The sequence below is a fragment of the Pseudocitrobacter sp. CD920760 genome (genome assembly GCF_057782505.1).
Map to the genome: position 1 here is coordinate 1,776,491 of NZ_CM173490.1, position 18,181 is coordinate 1,794,671.

The following is an 18,181-nucleotide window of genomic DNA, read 5'->3' on the forward strand; positions in this document are numbered from 1 at the left end:
GTCGAAGATGGACATTGTGCTGGTTATTTTCCCTTTGATTTGTATGGGTTTAGCCATTCGTGCCTTTAACTGATACGCGTAATTTTTGGTCTGAAGCACGAAAAATGATTTGCCTGCATTTAACGGCTAGTGACTGCAATTCCGGTTTGTCCCCGCGTTTATTTCTGCTGTATCTCTTTTAGTCGAATATTTGTTCAATCTGGCGAGTTATTTTCTTGCGGGGGTAACATGCGTAATGCAGTGACACAAAGTAGCCTGTCAGCCAGGGCAGAAGACCATGCACTGGTCAGTGTTCCGGTGGCGGAACGAAAGAATGGTTATCACCTTTCAATGAGCACGGTGGGGGTAGCGACCGCGCTGGCGATGTTTGCCGTAGGTGGATTCACCGTGGTTTTGGCCGGTTTCAAGATGGGGGTGCTGGCCGGTGTGGTTTCAGGCGTGCTGGGTTTTGTTCTTGGTAAACTGCTGGGGCAAATCGCGTATCGCACCGGGATGTCCAGTACCCTGACGTCGCGTTTTTATGGCCTGGGATTTAAAGGCTCCGCATTAGGCTCATTTATCTTCTCCTTTCTGGTGCTCGGTTTTCTGGCCCTGGAAAATGCGCTGCTGTATGAAGGCACGTTATTGATGTTTGATTTGCACGACACGCTAATCACCCGAATTATGCTTTATGGGGTGATGACGCTCATGTGGGTCGTTTTGGCGATTTTCGGTATTAAGCTGGCCCTTCGCTCATCATTTTTCTTAACGTTGGTCACACTGGCGATCACGGCATTTATGATTTACCAGATTTATGTGACTGACGGGATTTCTCTGGCCGCCGTGCTGGCCTTTCCGGGCATTATTCCCGGTGGTGCATGGCAGCATTTTGACGCCGGGCTGGCGCTTACCGGCGGAACCGCTGGCACTATTGCGCTGGTTAGTGCTGATTTTGGCCGCTACAGCCGTAGTCGCAGAGATGTCACTATTCTGGCGGCACTGGGCCCTTTGGTACAGAACCTGTTGACGTTAATAATGGGGGCGCTGATTTTTATTGGCAGCCTGCCGCAAATCGTCGATTTCCTGTTACGTAAACATCCTGAACTGAATCCGCAAGCGGCGAGTGCCATGGCGCATCATTTCGCCATGGGTAACACGGGCGCCTATTACGTTATCCTGGCAGGGATGGTGGGGTTTGTGACGATTTATGCCGCTCAGGCAAAAGCTCAGGCGATTAACGCCTATTCGGGGTCGTTGGCGCTGGTTAACCTGGTGGATAGCCTGTTCAACGTGAAACCGGGGCGCGCGGCGATGGTTATCTTCGGCAACGTGCTGGCCTTGCTGATGATTGCCGCAGGTATTCTTGAGCAATTCGCCGCGTGGATTGCCTGGCTCGGTTGCATGACGATGGCGCTGTGCGGCGTGATGATTGCGGATTACTACCTGGTGCGTCGCCAGCGGCCACCGACTCAGGTGGAAAACTGCAACTGGGCCGGGGTGATTACGCTGATGGTTTCAAGCGCGGTCGGGATTGCGCTGATTCACAGTCAGGTTTTCCCCTGTGGTTTTCTTGTCACGCTGGCCATGACCTTTCTGCTTTATCCCCTGTTACGCAGGTGGCTACCCGACGGCACCGCGACGCACTATGTCGCCGAACACGCCGCGCTGGAAGAGGCGCTTTAAAGCTCACTGTTTTTCCTTACTTAAGAGAGATAAACCATGCTTTCATTTCGTGAAGGTTGTATTGCTTGCGCGTTTTTTCTGGTTGCTGTCGTGATACCGGCGCAGGGGGCCACGCCGACGGTCAATCAGCCGGCAGGGCTAAATACCGGGTTTACCAGCTTTTATGATGGTTTTCCGGCGGCACAGCCGGGGCAGTTTGCTTATCTGGGTTATTACCGTTACTCACATGCTAATCAGTTGCGCGACAACAGCGGTAATCGTATAGATGCGTTCAATCCGATGAAGCTGGATGTGTGGGTAAGTAATCACCAGTTCCTCTACACCTTTGCCGACTCGCCTTTCGATGGCGCTTCGCTGGGACTGGATTTGATTATTCCACTTGTCGGGTTTGATACGCATTTTGGTGGCCCGGCAAAACTAAAAGCGAACAGCGGCGGGGTCGGGGATATCTTTGTCGGAACGTATCTGCAATATCACCCGCTAACCAACGTGAGCGGTGAACCCGTCTTTGTTCACCGTTTTGAGATTGGTTTTAACGTTCCTACGGGGAAATATGATGCGAACAGGGATATTAACCCCGGTGCAAATCAGTGGTCATTTACGCCTACCTGGTCTGCCACCTGGCTGCCTGAACCACGCTGGACGGTAAACTGGCGCTTGCAATATCTGTATAATTTTAAGAATGATGATCCCGCCAGCAGCCAGCCGCTTACCTGGCGAGACGGTAGTGTGAATGACACCCAGGCGGGGCAACTGGTGTGGCTCAACTTTGCCAGTGAATATGAGGTGGCGCCGACGTGGCACGTCGGTATTAATGGTTACTATCTGAAGCAGATCACCGACGATAAAGTGAATAGCGATACATTAAAAGATTCACGGGAACAGGTATTGGGAATAGGGCCAGGTGTGATGTGGGGATATTCGCCAACGGATACGTTGACGCTCAATGTCTACACGGAAACGGAAGTGCGCAACCGCAGTCGTAATGCGGCAATCGTTAATTTTCTGTACGTCAAAGCATTTTAAAAAAAGCCACCGGTTATGGCCGGTGGCTTTTCACATTCTGGATCACGCCAACACTAAATCACCCTGCGGATGACAGGAGCATGCCAGCACGTATCCGTCGGCGATTTCCTGCTCGCTCAGCGTCATGGTGCTGGTGACGGTGTAATCGCCAGACACCACTTTGGTTTTGCAGCAGCCGCACACGCCTGCGCGGCAAGCGGCCTGTACCGGCACTTTGTTGCTTTCCATCGCTTCCAGAAGCGTCGTGCCTACCGGGCCGTAAAACTCCTGTGCCGGTTGCAGTTTGGTGAATTTCAGACCGCTGTTAACGGCGTCGGCCACCGGCGTGAAGAACTTCTCTTTAAAGAAGCGGGTTACGCCGAGCGCTTTCACCTCTTTCTCCACCATGTCCATGTACGGCGCGGGACCGCAGGTCATCACGGTGCGAGACGCAATATCCGGCACGCTTTGCAGCAGTTCACGGCTCAGACGACCAGAGACAAAACCATGGGTGGCATTGTTTTCTGCCACCAGCGTGACCGGATAGTTGCGCCATTCGTCGGCGAAAATCACATCCTGTGGCGAGCGAATGTTGAAGATAACCTGCACGTCAGCCTGCGGGCGATATTTTGCCAACCAGCGACGCATCGACATGATCGGCGTCACCCCGCAACCGGCTGCCAGCAGCAGGAAACGGTCGTTCGGCTCATTGTCACAGGTAAACTCGCCCATCGCATCAGACAGCCAGATGTAATCGCCGCGTTTGACATCGCGGGTCAGCCACTGGGAGCCTGCACCATCGTCGATACGACGAACGGTCAGCGTAATGTATTCGCTCACGCCCGGCGTCGATGAGAGGGTATACGCGCGCAGGGTGTCGGCAGAGTTACCCACGCTCACCAGCGCATGTTGGCCCGGACGGTACGGATAGTAGTCGTGGCACAGCAGTGACAGCGTCCATACATCCGGTGTTTCCTGGTGGATGTGGTGTACCTGCATCCGCCACGGACATTGAGGGGTTGGCATCGTCATCGTTTACTCCTTACGCGCTCAGCAGCTGCTTCATATCTTCTTCAACGGTGGTCACAGAACGCAGACCAAACTTCTCGTTGAGGATTGCCAGCAGGTCCGGCGTGAAGAAGCCCGGTGCGGTTGGGCCAGTAACGATGTTTTTCACGCCCAGCGACAGCAGAGTCAGCAGAATGACGATCGCTTTCTGTTCGAACCAGGAGAGCACCAGGGAGAGCGGCAGGTCATTGACGCCACAGCCCAGTTTTTCCGCCAGCGTCACCGCCAGGATAATTGCGGAGTATGCATCGTTACACTGACCGGCATCCACCAGACGCGGCAGACCTTCGATATCGCCGAAGTCCAGTTTGTTGAAGCGGTATTTCCCGCACGCCAGGGTCAGGATCAGGCAATCGTCCGGCACGCTGGTGGCGAAATCGGTGAAGTAGTTACGTTCGCCGCGCGCGCCATCGCAGCCGCCGACCAGGAAGATGTGACGCAGTTTTTCGCGGCTCACCAGGTCAATCAGAGTATCCGCTGCGCCCAGTAGCGTCTGGCGACCGAAACCAACGGTGATCAGGTGCGGGATTTCGCTGTACGGGAAGCCCGCCATCTGCTGTGCCTGGGCAATAACCGGCCCGAAGTTGTCGCCTTCGAGGTGGCTCACGCCCGGCCAGCCGACGATGCTACGGGTCCAGATACGGTCGTCGTATGCGCCAACAGTCGGGTCGATGATGCAGTTAGATGTCATCACGATAGGGCCAGGGAAGCGGGCGAATTCCACCTGCTGATTCTGCCAGCCGCTACCGTAGTTGCCGATCAGATGTTTGAATTTACGCAGTTCCGGGTAGCCGTGTGCTGGCAGCATTTCACCGTGGGTATAGACGTTAACGCCGGTGCCTTCGGTTTGCTCCAGCAGATTGTAGAGATCTTTCAGATCGTGACCGGAAATCAGAATACATTTCCCTTCGGTCGCTTTGACGTTCACCTGAGTCGGCGTCGGGTGACCATATTTGGTGGTTTCACCGGCATCCAGAATGCTCATTACTTTGAAGTTCATCTGGCCGATTTCCATTGAGCACTCCAGCAGAGCGTTCATATCGGAAGGCCAGGTGCCCAGCCACGCCATGATTTTGTGATACTGCGCGTAGATATCGTTGTCGTACTGACCGAGAACGTGCGCGTGCTCCATGTAAGCTGCCGCGCCTTTCAGGCCGTACAGGCACAGCAGACGCAGGCCGAGGATGTTCTCGCCAATCGCTGCTTTGTCTTTGTTCGGGGTAAATTCGGCCGCCTGCTGTTGCAGTGCGTCTAAATCATCGCTGACCAGTTGCAGATCGGCCATCGGGTTATTCACGCTTGCGCTGGCATCAACGGCCAGACATTGGGCTTTCAGTGCATCACGCAGGGCGATGGCTTCACGTGCGTAGCCGACGATGCGCGGAGAATCGAAGTTAACGTTGGTCAGCGTGGAGAAGAAGGCGCGCGGCGCAAAGTTATCAATCGCATGATCGACAATGCCATATTCACGCGCCTTCACCGCCCAGGCGGAGAGGCCTTGCAGAGCGGCAATCAACAGGTCCTGAAGATCGGACGTTTCGGCGGTTTTACCGCACATACCCTGCGAGTACGCGCAGCCGTTTCCTGCCGGAGTACGGATGGTTTGTTCACATTGCACACAAAACATGGTCATACCTTTTAAAGTTATATTTAATATACATGTTTAAGGGTAAGCCTGAGCCATGTGGTTGAAAAGCGGTTTTTATGGCTAGTTAAAGGGAGGTTGATTTAGCGCAATTTTGGCGGCAGCGAAGGCTACCGCCATGGGGGTATCAGGCGGTGAAAAAGGCCATTAACAGCGGAACCAGCAGGCTCAACACAAAGCCGTGAACAATCGCGGGCGGCACCATTTCCACGCCGCCGGAGCGCTGAAGAACAGGGAGTGTGAAGTCCATTGACGTCGCACCGCACAAACCGAGTGCCGTAGATCGACTACGCTGCACCAGCGCCGGAATGAGCATAATGGCAATGAGTTCGCGTGCCAGATCGTTAAAGAAAGTGGCGCTGCCAATCACCGGGCCAAAGGCGTCAGTGGTCATGATGCCGGAGAGCGAGTACCAGCCGAACCCGGAAGCCATAGCCAGCCCGGTTTTTAATGGCAGCCCGAGGATCAGGGAATTAATCGCTCCGCCAATTAAAGAACTCACCATCACCACCACGGAAATAATCATCCCGCGGCGATTGAGGACAATCTGTTTTAGCGTCATGCCGCTATTGCGTAGTTGAATACCCACAAGGAACAAAAGGAAAATAAGCGTATATTCGCTGGCGGCGGTCGCGTGTTGTAAAAATGAGAGACCGGTTAAACCCACGACAAAACCACCGACCACCACAAAGCACAGTTTTAATGATTCCAGCGCCATCGCGAGGCGTGATGGTAATTTTTCCTGCTGATGATGGTGACGCCAGGGCAGAGACTTTTCGAGCCAGAAAAGTGCTGCAATATTACACAGTAAAATAACCACAATACTGATAGAGGAATAGTAGAAAATAGCCAACAGATTGCTGGCCAGATTATCGAGAAATGCCAGGCTCACGCCCATCAAAAAGAGGATTACGTAAACAATCCAGCTAAGCAGTCGATTAATCAGCTGAAGCGTGGGGCGATGGGTGAGGGGGATCAGGTAACCCAGAATCAGGGGTACAAGAATGATCAGCAGTCCCGACAACATGAGCGGTCTATTCCTTGCAGTGTGTATTGAGCGGCAATGACACTACCGAAATTGGCATCAAATATCAAACCTGCCCGGTGGCGCTGCACTTACCGGGCCTACGGGGCGGTGATGAAGTAGGTCGGATAAGCGTAGCGCCATCCGACACAAAAAAAGCCCGCATAGCGGGCTTTTCATCAAACGCAGCGTAAATTAGTCGCGTTTTTCCAGCAGGGTACGGTAGATGAGGCCACCGAGGATACCGCCGATAATCGGCATGACCCAGAACAGCCACAGCTGTTGCAGCGCCCAGCCGCCCTGGAAGATAGCGACCGCGGTGCTACGCGCCGGGTTAACAGAGGTGTTGGTAACCGGGATGCTGATCAGGTGGATAAGGGTCAGCGCCAGGCCGATAGCGATCGGTGCAAAACCTGCCGGCGCATGTTTGTCGGTCGCGCCGTGGATGACCAGCAGGAAGCCACAGGTCAGCACGATTTCAATGACGATAGCGGAAAGCATAGAGAAGCCGCCCGGTGAATGTTCGCCATAGCCGTTAGACGCGAAGCCGCTTGCCGCAGCGTCGAAGCCTGCTTTACCGCTGGCCACCAGATACAGCACTGCCGCCGCGACGATACCGCCGATAACCTGCGCCACGATGTAGCCGATAACGTCTTTCGCCGGGAAACGACCGCCCGCCCACAGGCCCAGCGTAACGGCAGGGTTAAAGTGACCACCGGAGATATGGCCGACAGCGAACGCCATGGTCAGCACGGTCAGACCGAATGCCAGCGCCACGCCCGCGAAACCGATACCCAGTTCCGGGAATGCCGCAGCCAGAACGGCGCTACCGCAACCACCAAACACCAGCCAGAAAGTACCGAAGAACTCTGCAGCTAATTTTCTAAACATAACCACCTCAATAAAAAAGCACGTACAGGATGAGAAAATTCTCTCTGTACATTATTTATCGTCAGAAAGGGGTGACGACACAATTTATACCCACGACATTACTGCTGGCAGGGAAAGTGAGCAGAATCACCGCAATGCCAACAGAATAAAGCCGAGTATAGAAGTCGTTATTTTAAAAACGTTGTCATCCCTTCACCAGTTAAATTTATACGTTAAATTTGATGTAAGGCAATGTGATGTTATTCCTTAAACAATCTGCGTGGTTGAATAGAGTGTAGTGCATTCTTTTAAGAATATTCATTGGTAGCATTATCTGTTTACTCTCCCATTTTTGTGCTAGCGAAAAGCACCGTCGCGTTGCGCCCGGGCAGTCCGGATCCGTATCAATGCCGCACTCTCTTAACGGCTTGACGCAACTTGAATGTTTTTGCGTATATACTCCCGATAACAGAAGGAAAAGGCGGTAGCTAAACGGAGGGGACATGCTTCTTGAACGCGTAGAAATTGTCGGTTTTCGTGGCATTAATCGATTGTCATTAATGCTTGAGCAAAACAACGTCCTGATTGGCGAGAACGCCTGGGGCAAATCGAGCCTGCTGGACGCGTTAACCCTGCTGTTATCTCCTCGTGATGAGCTCTATCACTTTGTGCGTAACGATTTTTGGTTTCCGCCAGGCGATGTGAAGGGCCGCGAACATCATTTGCATATTATTCTGACCTTCCGCGAATCTGAACCGGGGCGTTATCGTGGGCGGCGCTACCGCCCGCTGGCCGATTGCTGGTCGCGCGGGGAAGATGGTTATCATCGTCTGTTTTACCGTCTGGAAGGTGAGCTGGGCGCGGATGACAGCGTCATGACGCTGCGCAGTTTTATCGACAGCAACGGGCATGCGCTGGAGCTGGACGATATCGATGCGATGGCGCGCCATTTGATTCGCCTGATGCCAGTGCTGCGCCTGCGCGACGCGCGCTTTATGCGCCGCATTCGCAACGGCACCGTGCCCAATACGCCGGACGTCGAAGTGACCGCGCAACAGCTTGATTTTCTCTCCCGCGAGCTGGTTTCCAGCCCGCAAAATCTGAGCGATGCACAAATTCGTCAGGGGCTGTCGGCGATGGTGCAACTGCTGGAGCACTACTTCTCTGAACAAGGCTCGGATGAAGCGCGCAACCGCCTGATGCGTCAGCGCTCTCACGATGAACAGCGAAGCTGGCGTTATCTCGATATCATCAACCGAATGATTGATAAACCTGGCGCACGCAGCCACCGGATGATCCTTCTCGCGCTCTTTTCCACGTTATTGCAGGCAAAAGGCACGGTACGCCTCGATAAAGACGCGCGTCCGTTGCTGTTAATTGAAGACCCGGAAACGCGACTACACCCGATCATGCTGTCGGTGGCGTGGAATTTACTCAATCTGCTGCCGCTACAGCGCGTGACCACCACCAATTCTGGCGAGCTATTATCGTTAACGCCGATGGAACACGTATGCCGTCTGGTGCGTGAATCCTCCCGCGTGGCGGCGTGGCGTTTAGGGCCGGGCGGTATGAACCCCGACGACAGCCGCCGCATTTCGTTCCATATTCGCTTTAATCGCGCGTCGTCGCTGTTTGCGCGCTGTTGGCTGCTGGTGGAGGGCGAAACCGAAACCTGGGTCATTAACGAACTGGCGCGCCAGTGTGGACATCACTTTGACGCCGAAGGCGTTAAAGTCATCGAATTTGCCCAGTCAGGCCTGAAGCCGTTGATTAAATTCGCCCGGCGAATGGGGATTGAGTGGCACGTGCTGGTGGATGGCGATGAGGCCGGTAAGAAATACGCCGCGACCGTGCGCGGCCTGCTCAATAATGACAGGGAACAGGAGCGTCACTACCTGACGACGCTCCCGGCGCTGGATATGGAACACTTTATGTATCGTCAGGGTTTCTCTGATGTTTACCATCGGGTGGCGCAGTTGCCGGAGAATATTCCCATGAACATGCGCCGGGTGATCACCAAAGCGATTCACCGCTCCTCAAAACCTGACCTGGCCATTGAGGTGGCGATGGAAGCAGGGCGGCGCGGCGTGGACGCCGTACCGACGCTGCTGCGAAAAATGTTCTCGCGGGTTATCTGGCTGGCGCGCGGGAAAGCCGACTAAATATTGAAGCGCTGCTGGATCTGGCTGGTAATGCTGTCCAGCAGCGCGTAACGGCGGCGATATTCCGCGCGTTTTTTACTGGCGATATCCGCTTCGTCTTTACGGGCGACGGAGAGCGGTAAATGGTAATAACCGCGCTCATCGTTCACCCCGCCGACAGCTTCCCAGAAATTGTCATAATCCGCGTGGATTTTTTTCTCTTTATCGCGATAACGCAGGCTGCGGTAAATGTGCGCCTGATTGCTCACTGCGAGAATTTGCTCCATCTGCCAGCGCTGGGCAAAGCTGCACACCGCTTCCATCACCACGCGCTTCGGGAACAGGCCGTGACAGGCTTTGGTCGCCTGATGAATATCCTGCTGTGACTGCTCGGTTTTCCCGCCCTGCAAGCCGCCAATAAACAGCGTGCGCTTACCTTCATATTCGCAAATGGTGAAAGTAATTTCCGCCAGCATTTCATTGCGCGCGTTGCGCAGCAGAATCGTGCTTTCCCCCTCTTTATCCAGTGAGATGACGGACGCAAAATGGAGGGTAAAGATTTCGCCGTCTTTGCCTTCGATTTCTGCCAGCGGAATGCCTGCGTGGGCGAAGTAGCGCTGTAACTCATCCGTGGTCAGCGCCTGGCGCAGCGTATGATAATGATAGCGCAGGGCATCCAGCAACTGATGGCGATCAAGATTGACGGCCAGATAAGGGCGGTGCAGGCGAACCGGCAGTCGCGGCTGAATTAATAACAGGCGTTCGAGGTCGGGCCATTTCGCCATTTCTGCCATCCATTGGCGTGATAAACGCGGCATCACCAGCGAACGCAGCATAAACTTTCTACGAAAGCTGCGCTGATGCCAGAACTTTCCGGGGCGCCACAGCCCGCTCCATAAGCAGAAAAACAGGCCAACGCTGGAGGTGGGGAGTGTCGGGTAATGGGAGTTTTCAGTGGTTTGCAACATATCAGCAATCCGCGTAATGGATGATGCGTTGATTTCACCACTGGCAAACTTAACCAATTCTCAATAACTCTGTTACCCTGTTCACCTTTACTTATTTGTTTAGTAACGGTTGATGTTGACGCTCTCACTCTGGCTGAAACAACGAAAAATATCAGGATAGGTATGCGTATTAAGGGAAAAATAAAAAAACGATATGCGCTGCTCGCGGTGGTGGTCATCGTGGGGCTGATTGCCGTCTGGCGCACGCTGAATGCGCCGCTGCCGCAGTATCAAACGCTGATTATTCGCCCGGGCGAGCTGGAACAAAGCGTGCTGGCGACAGGTAAGCTTGATGCGCTGCGTAAAGTTGACGTCGGCGCGCAGGTGAGCGGGCAGTTGAAAACGCTCTCCGTTGAGATTGGCGACAAAGTCAAAAAAGGGCAACTGCTGGGGGTGATTGACCCGGAGCAGGCGGAAAACCAGATTAAAGAAGTTGAAGCGACGCTGATGGAACTGCGCGCGCAACGTGCTCAGGCGGAAGCCGAACGTAAGCTGGCGCAGGTGACGCTGGCACGTCAACAGCAGCTGGCGAAAACGCAGGCCATTTCGCGCCAGGAACTCGACACCGCGACGACCGAACTTGCAGTGAAACAGGCGCAAATCGGCACGATTGATGCGCAAATTAAGCGGAATCAGGCCTCGCTTGATACGGCAAAAACGAATCTCGATTATACGCGGATCGTGGCGCCAATGGCCGGTGAAGTCACGCAAATTACGACTCTGCAAGGGCAGACGGTGATTGCGGCGCAGCAAGCGCCAAACATCCTGACGCTGGCGGATCTCAGCACCATGCTGGTGAAAGCACAGGTCTCTGAAGCCGATGTCATTAACCTGAAACCGGGGCAGAAAGCCTGGTTCACCGTTCTCGGCGATCCGTTAACGCGCTACGAAGGCACGCTGAAAGATATCCTGCCGACGCCGGAAAAAGTGAACGATGCCATTTTCTATCATGCGCGTTTTGAAGTGCCTAACCCACAGGGCGTATTACGTCTGGAGATGACCGCGCAGGTACATATTCAGCTAACAGGCGTGAAAAACGTGCTGACCATCCCGCTGAGTGCGCTGGGCGACAGCGTGGGCGATAACCGCTATACCGTGCGCCTGCTGCGTAACGGTGAGGTGAAACCGCGCGAAGTATCCATTGGTTCGCGCAACGACACGGAAGTGGAAATTGCGAAAGGTCTGGAAGCGGGCGACGAAGTGATTATTGGCGAGGGCAAAGCGGGAGCCGCGAAATGACGGCGCTGCTGCAGCTCACGGATATTCGCCGTAGTTATCCTTCCGGTGACGGGAATGTTGACGTCCTGAAAGGCATTACGCTTGATATCAACGCCGGGGAGATGGTGGCGATTGTCGGCGCGTCCGGCTCCGGTAAATCCACGCTGATGAATATCATTGGCTGCCTCGATAAACCGACCAGTGGCACCTATCGCGTGGCGGGCGTTGACGTTGCCACTCTCGATAGCGATGCGCTGGCGCAACTGCGCCGTGAGCACTTTGGTTTTATCTTCCAGCGTTATCATTTGCTCTCGCATTTGACGGCGGTGCAAAACGTGGAAATGCCCGCGGTGTACGCCGGTATGGAGCGCAAAGCCCGCCTGACGCGCGCGGCGGAACTGCTCAAGCGCCTCGGACTGGAAGAGCGCGTCGAGTACGCGCCTTCACAACTTTCCGGTGGCCAGCAGCAGCGCGTGAGTATTGCGCGTGCGTTGATGAACGGCGGGCAGGTGATCCTCGCGGATGAACCGACCGGGGCGCTGGATAGCCGTTCCGGCGAAGAGGTGATGGCGATTCTGCACCAGCTCAAAGAGCAGGGGCACACGATTATTATCGTCACCCACGACCCGCAGGTGGCCGCGCAGGCCGAACGGGTGATCGAAATTCATGACGGTGAGATTTTACGTAACCCTCCGGCAAAAGCGGCGACGGGCGAAACGCGACGCCTGAGCGGTGAGCACGTCTCCGGCTGGCGGCAGTTCAGCAACAGTTTCCGCGAAGCGCTGTCGATGGCGTGGCGCGCGCTGGCGGCCAATAAAATGCGCACGCTGTTAACCATGCTCGGCATCATTATCGGTATTGCCTCGGTGGTGTCGATTGTGGTGGTGGGCGATGCGGCAAAACAGATGGTGCTGGCGGATATTCGTTCTATTGGTACCAACACGATTGATGTGTATCCCGGTAAAGACTTTGGCGATGACGATCCGCAGTATCAACAATCGCTAAAATACGACGACCTGCTGGCGATTGAAAAACAGTCGTGGGTGAGTTCCGCAACGCCCGCCGTCTCTAAAAATCTGCGTTTACGTGCGGGTAATATTGATGTCGCCGCCAGCGTGCAGGGCATCGGCCAGCAGTACTTCAATGTTTACGGCATGACCTTCAGCGAAGGCAACACCTTTAACGCGATTCAGGCCGCTGAGCGCGCGCAGGTGGTGGTGCTGGATAACAATACCCGTCGCCAGCTTTTCCCGAATAAAACTAATGTCGTCGGCGAAATTATTCTGGTGGGGAATATGCCCGCCACGGTAATTGGCGTGGCGGATGAAAAGCAGTCGATGTTTGGCAGCAGTACGATTTTGCGCGTCTGGCTGCCTTACTCAACGATGGCGGGGCGCGTAATGGGGCAGTCGTGGCTCAATTCGATCACGGTACGCGTGAAAGAGGGCTACGACAGCAGTTTTGCCGAGCAGCAGCTCACGCGGTTGCTCAATCTTCGCCATGGCAAAAAAGATTTCTTCGTCTGGAATATGGACAGCGTCTTGAAAACGGCGGAACGCACCACACATACATTACAGCTGTTTCTGACATTGGTGGCGGTCATCTCGCTGGTGGTCGGCGGTATTGGCGTGATGAATATTATGCTGGTGTCGGTGACCGAGCGAACGCGCGAAATCGGTATTCGTATGGCGGTGGGGGCGCGGGCCAGCAATGTGCTGCAACAATTTTTGATTGAAGCGGTTTTGGTGTGTCTGGTAGGCGGAGCGTTAGGTGTGACGCTATCCTTAATGATAGCGCTGGCGCTGCAGCTGATTTTGCCGGGCTGGGAAATTGGTTTTTCGCCCGTCGCGCTGCTCACGGCGTTTATCTGTTCGACGCTCACCGGCGTGCTGTTTGGCTGGTTACCCGCTCGCAACGCGGCCCGGCTTGACCCGGTGGATGCGCTGGCGCGCGAGTAAAAGAAAAATGCCAGTCGAAGGGACTGGCATTTTGACGGCGGGATGTACACAATGAAGCGTGAAGGCTATGCGGCAGTTTCTGCCTCGACGACGGGAATAATCACGCTGGCGTGGTTACCCTTCGGGCCTTCATGAACATCAAACTGGACCGATTGCCCGGCTTTTAGCGTTCTGTAACCATCCATCTGAATGGTGGAGTAATGGGCGAATATGTCATCGCCACCGCCTTCCGGGCAGATAAAACCAAACCCTTTGGCATTGTTGAACCACTTAACAGTACCCATTTCCATACTTCGACATCCTTCGTAACTCTTATATGTAGATGGAATGAACCGGTGGTGGAGTCAGGAGCTGTTTAAAACCTCGCCAACTCTCGCCACTACAATTTAGAGTTTTCGCGCGAAGCGTCAAGGGTTTGAAGGGGTAGATTGGCGGAAAATGAATCAAAATTTGAAGCAGTTAACGCTATTGACGGGAATGTGACAGAGTTCGCTAATGACAGCTATAGGTGATAGTTATCTATGATCTACAGTAGATTTAGTACCTGTATAAACAGAGGTCAGCGACTGCGCACTTGCCACCGAAGATGATGACTGACAATGAGTAAGAGCAGAGACTGGCTGGATTTTGACCAGCTAACGGAAGACAAACTACAGGATGGGCTGAAACCCCCATCGATGTATAAAGTGATTTTAGTCAATGATGATTACACGCCAATGGAGTTTGTTATTGACGTGTTACAAAAATTCTTTTCTTATGATGTAGAACGTGCCACACAACTCATGCTCACGGTTCACTATCAGGGTAAAGCTATTTGTGGTGTTTTCACTGCCGAGGTGGCAGAAACCAAAGTAGCGATGGTGAACAAATACGCGAGGGAGAACGAGCATCCATTGTTGTGTACGCTGGAAAAAGCCTGAAATCAGGCATGAAAATTGGGGGAGGTGCCTATGCTCAATCAAGAACTGGAACTCAGTTTAAACATGGCTTTCGCCAGAGCGCGCGAGCACCGTCATGAGTTTATGACCGTCGAGCACTTGCTGCTGGCACTGCTTAGCAACCCATCGGCCCGTGAAGCGCTGGAAGCGTGTTCTGTAGACCTGGTCGCGCTGCGTCAGGAACTCGAAGCCTTCATCGAACAAACCACGCCGGTTCTGCCGGTTAGTGAAGAAGAGCGCGACACACAGCCGACGCTCAGCTTCCAGCGTGTCCTGCAACGCGCGGTATTCCACGTCCAGTCTTCTGGCCGTAGCGAAGTCACCGGCGCAAATGTTCTGGTCGCCATTTTCAGCGAGCAGGAGTCGCAAGCAGCGTATCTTCTGCGTAAACATGAAGTGAGCCGCCTCGATGTGGTCAACTTTATCTCTCACGGTACGCGTAAAGACGAACCGAGCCAGTCTTCTGACTCCGGAAGCCCGGCCCCGAACAATGAAGAGCAAGCAGGCGGGGAGGAACGTATGGAAAACTTCACCACCAACCTTAACCAGCTTGCTCGCGTCGGCGGTATTGACCCGCTGATTGGCCGCGACAAAGAGCTGGAGCGCGCCATTCAGGTGCTCTGCCGTCGTCGCAAAAACAACCCGCTGCTGGTGGGCGAATCAGGCGTCGGTAAAACCGCAATTGCCGAAGGTCTGGCATGGCGCATCGTGCGCGGTGACGTGCCGGAAATCATGGCTGACTGCACCATCTACTCACTCGATATCGGCTCGCTGCTGGCGGGGACCAAATATCGCGGTGACTTTGAAAAACGCTTTAAAGCGTTGCTCAAACAGCTGGAGCAGGACAACAACAGCATTCTGTTCATCGACGAAATCCACACCATTATCGGTGCGGGTGCGGCGTCGGGTGGCCAGGTGGATGCCGCTAACTTGATTAAACCGCTGCTCTCCAGCGGTAAAATTCGGGTTATGGGCTCAACCACTTACCAGGAATTCAGCAACATCTTTGAGAAAGACCGTGCCCTGGCGCGTCGTTTCCAGAAAATCGACATTACCGAACCTTCTGTCGAGGAAACCGTGCAGATTATCAACGGCCTGAAACCGAAGTATGAAGCTCACCATGACGTGCGCTACACCGCGAAAGCGGTACGTGCGGCGGTTGAGCTGGCGGTGAAATACATCAACGACCGTCATCTGCCGGATAAAGCGATTGACGTGATTGATGAAGCGGGTGCGCGTGCGCGCCTGATGCCCATCAGCAAGCGTAAGAAAACGATCAACGTGGCGGACATTGAATCCGTGGTCGCGCGCATTGCGCGTATCCCGGAGAAAAGCGTCTCCCAGAGCGATCGCGATACGCTGAAAACGCTGGGTAATCGCCTGAAAATGCTGGTGTTTGGTCAGGATAAAGCCATCGATGCGTTAACCGAAGCGATCAAGATGAGCCGTGCCGGTCTCGGCCACGATCATCGTCCGGTCGGTTCATTCCTGTTCGCCGGGCCAACCGGGGTCGGGAAAACCGAGGTGACGGTCCAACTGGCAAAAGCGATGGGCATTGAACTGCTGCGCTTTGATATGTCCGAATATATGGAACGCCATACGGTGAGCCGCCTGATTGGCGCGCCTCCGGGATACGTGGGCTTTGACCAGGGCGGCCTGCTCACCGATGCGGTTATCAAACATCCGCACGCGGTACTGCTGCTTGATGAAATCGAGAAAGCGCACCCGGACGTCTTTAACCTGCTGTTGCAGGTCATGGACAACGGCACGCTGACCGATAACAACGGCCGCAAAGCCGACTTCCGTAACGTGGTGCTGGTGATGACCACCAACGCCGGGGTGCGTGAAACCGAGCGTAAATCCATCGGCCTTATCCAGCAGGATAACAGCACCGATGCGATGGAAGAGATCAAAAAGATCTTTACGCCGGAATTCCGCAACCGTCTGGACAACATTATCTGGTTCGATCACCTCTCTACCGAGGTTATCCATCAGGTTGTCGATAAGTTTATCGTCGAACTGCAGGTGCAGTTGGATCAGAAAGGCGTATCGCTGGAAGTTTCTCAGGAAGCCCGCAACTGGCTGGCGGAGAAAGGCTACGACCGCGCAATGGGCGCCCGTCCAATGTCCCGCGTGATTCAGGATAACCTGAAAAAACCGCTGGCGAACGAGCTGCTGTTCGGCTCACTGGTCGATGGCGGCCAGGTGACGGTGGCGCTGGATAAAGAGAAAAATGAGCTGACTTACGGGTTCCAGAGTGCGCAAAAGCACAAACCGGAAGCGGCGCATTGATTCTCTGAAGTCAGTAATTTGAAACCGGGCGAGAGCCCGGTTTTTTTATTTTTATAAAATAGAAAAGGCCGGGGATTTCCCCGGCCTTTCAGCATCTGGTTGCCACTAAAAGGGCTCAGGAACGATCAGCGACTACGGAAGACAATGCGGCCTTTGCTCAGGTCGTACGGGGTCAACTCAACAGTCACTTTGTCGCCCGTCAGAATGCGGATGTAGTTTTTGCGCATTTTACCGGAGATGTGCGCAGTTACCACGTGACCGTTTTCAAGTTCTACGCGGAACATAGTGTTAGGTAACGTATCAAGTACGGTACCCTGCATTTCAATATTGTCTTCTTTGGCCATCTAGTCCTCGGGGTATCACTACCATAGTTTTTAACCGGCAAGATAATGCCGAACTTCATCATGTAAGTAAAGATTTTGCGAATGAATCGCCGAAAGTCGTTTTTGCGCATTACCCCAACACCACGCGAAAAGAGCGTGCGAGTGACGCAGATCGGGTTGGATACTGCGGGAGATCTGACTCGAATGATTCCCAAACGGCGGCGGGGCAAAAGGCAGAAGCGACTCTCAGGGCACAATTATATCATCCCGACAAAAATTGTGCTGAAAACATTTACACTTCCGGTGAAAAGAGTGTCCGGGGGACCCAGAAATGTTCCGGCAAACGATGCATGCGTAATATATCGAGCTGTTCCAGGTAGTCGCGTCGCGCTATTTCTACCGCACCTAATGAGGCGGTATGACTATTCAACACCTGACAGTCGATGAGTTTTCCGCCGCTTTGCTTAAACGTCTCGCAAAATACCAACAGCGCCGTTTTTGACGCGTTTTCCGCACGGCTGAACATGGATTCCCCACAAAAGAGGGCGCCCAGCGAGACACCGTACATGCCGCCAACCAACTCGTCGCCTTTCCACACTTCAATAGAATGCGCATGACCCAGTTCGTGCAGACGATGATAGGCCTGCACGATGCCAGTGGTAATCCAGGTGCCTTCGTTGCGGTCTTGCGCGCAACCGTCAATTACCTGGCCAAACGCATAATTCAGCGTGATGCGATAGGGGGAACGGCTGTGAAAACGCTTCATGCTGCGGCTGATGTGAAAGGTATCTGGCCACAGCACCGCACGCGGATCGGGCGACCACCATAGGATTGGGTCGCCCGGTGAGAACCAGGGGAAAATGCCGCGCTGATAGGCCATCAGCAGGCGAGCGGGGCTTAAGTCGCCCCCTAAGGCCAGTAAACCATTCGGCTCGCGAAGCGCCCCTTCCGGGGAAGGAAACGCTATCGAGTGACGTGAGAGCTGAACAAGGCGCATGTTTCTACTACCTCATAATACCGATCGCTCAAT

The 18,181-nt window shown here is 54.1% G+C and carries 15 protein-coding genes; 7 read left to right on the forward strand and 8 right to left on the reverse strand.

Annotated features, from left to right (window positions below):
* The first annotated feature begins 228 nt into the window (after nt 1–228).
* The gene (locus AC1MKH_RS08115) at nt 229–1,662 is read left to right on the forward strand and encodes a purine-cytosine permease family protein (RefSeq protein ID WP_276218054.1); all 1,434 of its coding nucleotides are present in this window, start codon (nt 229–231) and stop codon (nt 1,660–1,662) included.
* Between the two features lie 36 nt (nt 1,663–1,698).
* On the forward strand, nt 1,699–2,688 hold the full coding sequence (locus tag AC1MKH_RS08120; protein ID WP_276218052.1) for a SphA family protein: 990 nt from the start codon (nt 1,699–1,701) through the stop codon (nt 2,686–2,688).
* Nucleotides 2,689–2,730: 42 nt separating this feature from the next.
* Here the strand turns inward: AC1MKH_RS08120 and hcr are convergent, their stop codons facing one another.
* From hcr to aqpZ, 4 genes are all read right to left on the reverse strand, one after another.
* A complete protein-coding gene (hcr, locus tag AC1MKH_RS08125) occupies nt 2,731–3,699 on the reverse strand; it encodes an NADH oxidoreductase (RefSeq protein ID WP_189623488.1) in 969 nt (322 codons plus the stop codon).
* A gap of 10 nt (nt 3,700–3,709) precedes the next feature.
* Nucleotides 3,710–5,362 carry a hydroxylamine reductase gene (hcp, locus tag AC1MKH_RS08130; protein WP_276218048.1) on the reverse strand — a complete coding sequence of 551 codons (1,653 nt, stop codon included), beginning with the start codon at nt 5,360–5,362 and terminating at the stop codon, nt 3,710–3,712.
* Between the two features lie 145 nt (nt 5,363–5,507).
* Nucleotides 5,508–6,407 carry a LysO family transporter gene (locus tag AC1MKH_RS08135; RefSeq protein WP_276218045.1) on the reverse strand — a complete coding sequence of 300 codons (900 nt, stop codon included), beginning with the start codon at nt 6,405–6,407 and terminating at the stop codon, nt 5,508–5,510.
* Nucleotides 6,408–6,599: 192 nt separating this feature from the next.
* Nucleotides 6,600–7,295 (reverse strand): aquaporin Z, encoded by a 696-nt coding sequence (gene aqpZ / locus AC1MKH_RS08140; protein WP_015965127.1) that lies wholly within the window; start codon nt 7,293–7,295, stop codon nt 6,600–6,602.
* A gap of 482 nt (nt 7,296–7,777) precedes the next feature.
* Between aqpZ and AC1MKH_RS08145 the strand changes: the two genes are divergently transcribed.
* Nucleotides 7,778–9,436, forward strand: coding sequence for an ATP-dependent endonuclease (locus AC1MKH_RS08145; protein WP_015965126.1), 1,659 nt, complete (start codon nt 7,778–7,780; stop codon nt 9,434–9,436).
* On the opposite strand, the gene AC1MKH_RS08150 is transcribed toward AC1MKH_RS08145, so the two are convergent.
* A complete protein-coding gene (locus AC1MKH_RS08150; protein WP_276218042.1) occupies nt 9,433–10,383 on the reverse strand; it encodes a VirK/YbjX family protein in 951 nt (316 codons plus the stop codon). The two genes, AC1MKH_RS08145 and AC1MKH_RS08150, sit on opposite strands and share 4 nt — an antisense overlap.
* A gap of 162 nt (nt 10,384–10,545) precedes the next feature.
* Between AC1MKH_RS08150 and macA the strand changes: the two genes are divergently transcribed.
* Together macA and macB are read left to right on the forward strand one after the other, a co-directional pair.
* Entirely contained in the window at nt 10,546–11,661 is a 1,116-nt protein-coding gene (gene macA, locus AC1MKH_RS08155; RefSeq protein WP_327621798.1) for a macrolide transporter subunit MacA, read from the forward strand.
* Nucleotides 11,658–13,598 carry a macrolide ABC transporter ATP-binding protein/permease MacB gene (gene macB / locus AC1MKH_RS08160; RefSeq protein WP_276218038.1) on the forward strand — a complete coding sequence of 647 codons (1,941 nt, stop codon included), beginning with the start codon at nt 11,658–11,660 and terminating at the stop codon, nt 13,596–13,598. Before macA ends, macB begins: the two co-directional genes overlap by 4 nt.
* A 65-nt stretch (nt 13,599–13,663) precedes the next feature.
* On the opposite strand, the gene cspD is transcribed toward macB, so the two are convergent.
* A complete protein-coding gene (cspD, locus tag AC1MKH_RS08165; protein ID WP_015965122.1) occupies nt 13,664–13,888 on the reverse strand; it encodes a cold shock-like protein CspD in 225 nt (74 codons plus the stop codon).
* 309 nt (nt 13,889–14,197) lie between these two features.
* Between cspD and clpS the strand changes: the two genes are divergently transcribed.
* Both clpS and clpA read left to right on the forward strand, forming a co-directional pair.
* Complete coding sequence (gene clpS / locus AC1MKH_RS08170) at nt 14,198–14,518, forward strand: ATP-dependent Clp protease adapter ClpS (RefSeq protein ID WP_015965121.1); 321 nt, start codon at nt 14,198–14,200, stop codon at nt 14,516–14,518.
* A 30-nt stretch (nt 14,519–14,548) separates the two neighbouring features.
* A complete protein-coding gene (gene clpA, locus AC1MKH_RS08175) occupies nt 14,549–16,828 on the forward strand; it encodes an ATP-dependent Clp protease ATP-binding subunit ClpA (RefSeq protein WP_276218033.1) in 2,280 nt (759 codons plus the stop codon).
* Nucleotides 16,829–16,953: 125 nt separating this feature from the next.
* Here the strand turns inward: clpA and infA are convergent, their stop codons facing one another.
* Together infA and aat are read right to left on the reverse strand one after the other, a co-directional pair.
* Entirely contained in the window at nt 16,954–17,172 is a 219-nt protein-coding gene (infA, locus tag AC1MKH_RS08180) for a translation initiation factor IF-1 (RefSeq protein ID WP_002211347.1), read from the reverse strand.
* 271 nt (nt 17,173–17,443) lie between these two features.
* Nucleotides 17,444–18,148, reverse strand: coding sequence for a leucyl/phenylalanyl-tRNA--protein transferase (gene aat / locus AC1MKH_RS08185; protein ID WP_276218030.1), 705 nt, complete (start codon nt 18,146–18,148; stop codon nt 17,444–17,446).
* Between the last annotated feature and the right edge of the window lie 33 nt (nt 18,149–18,181).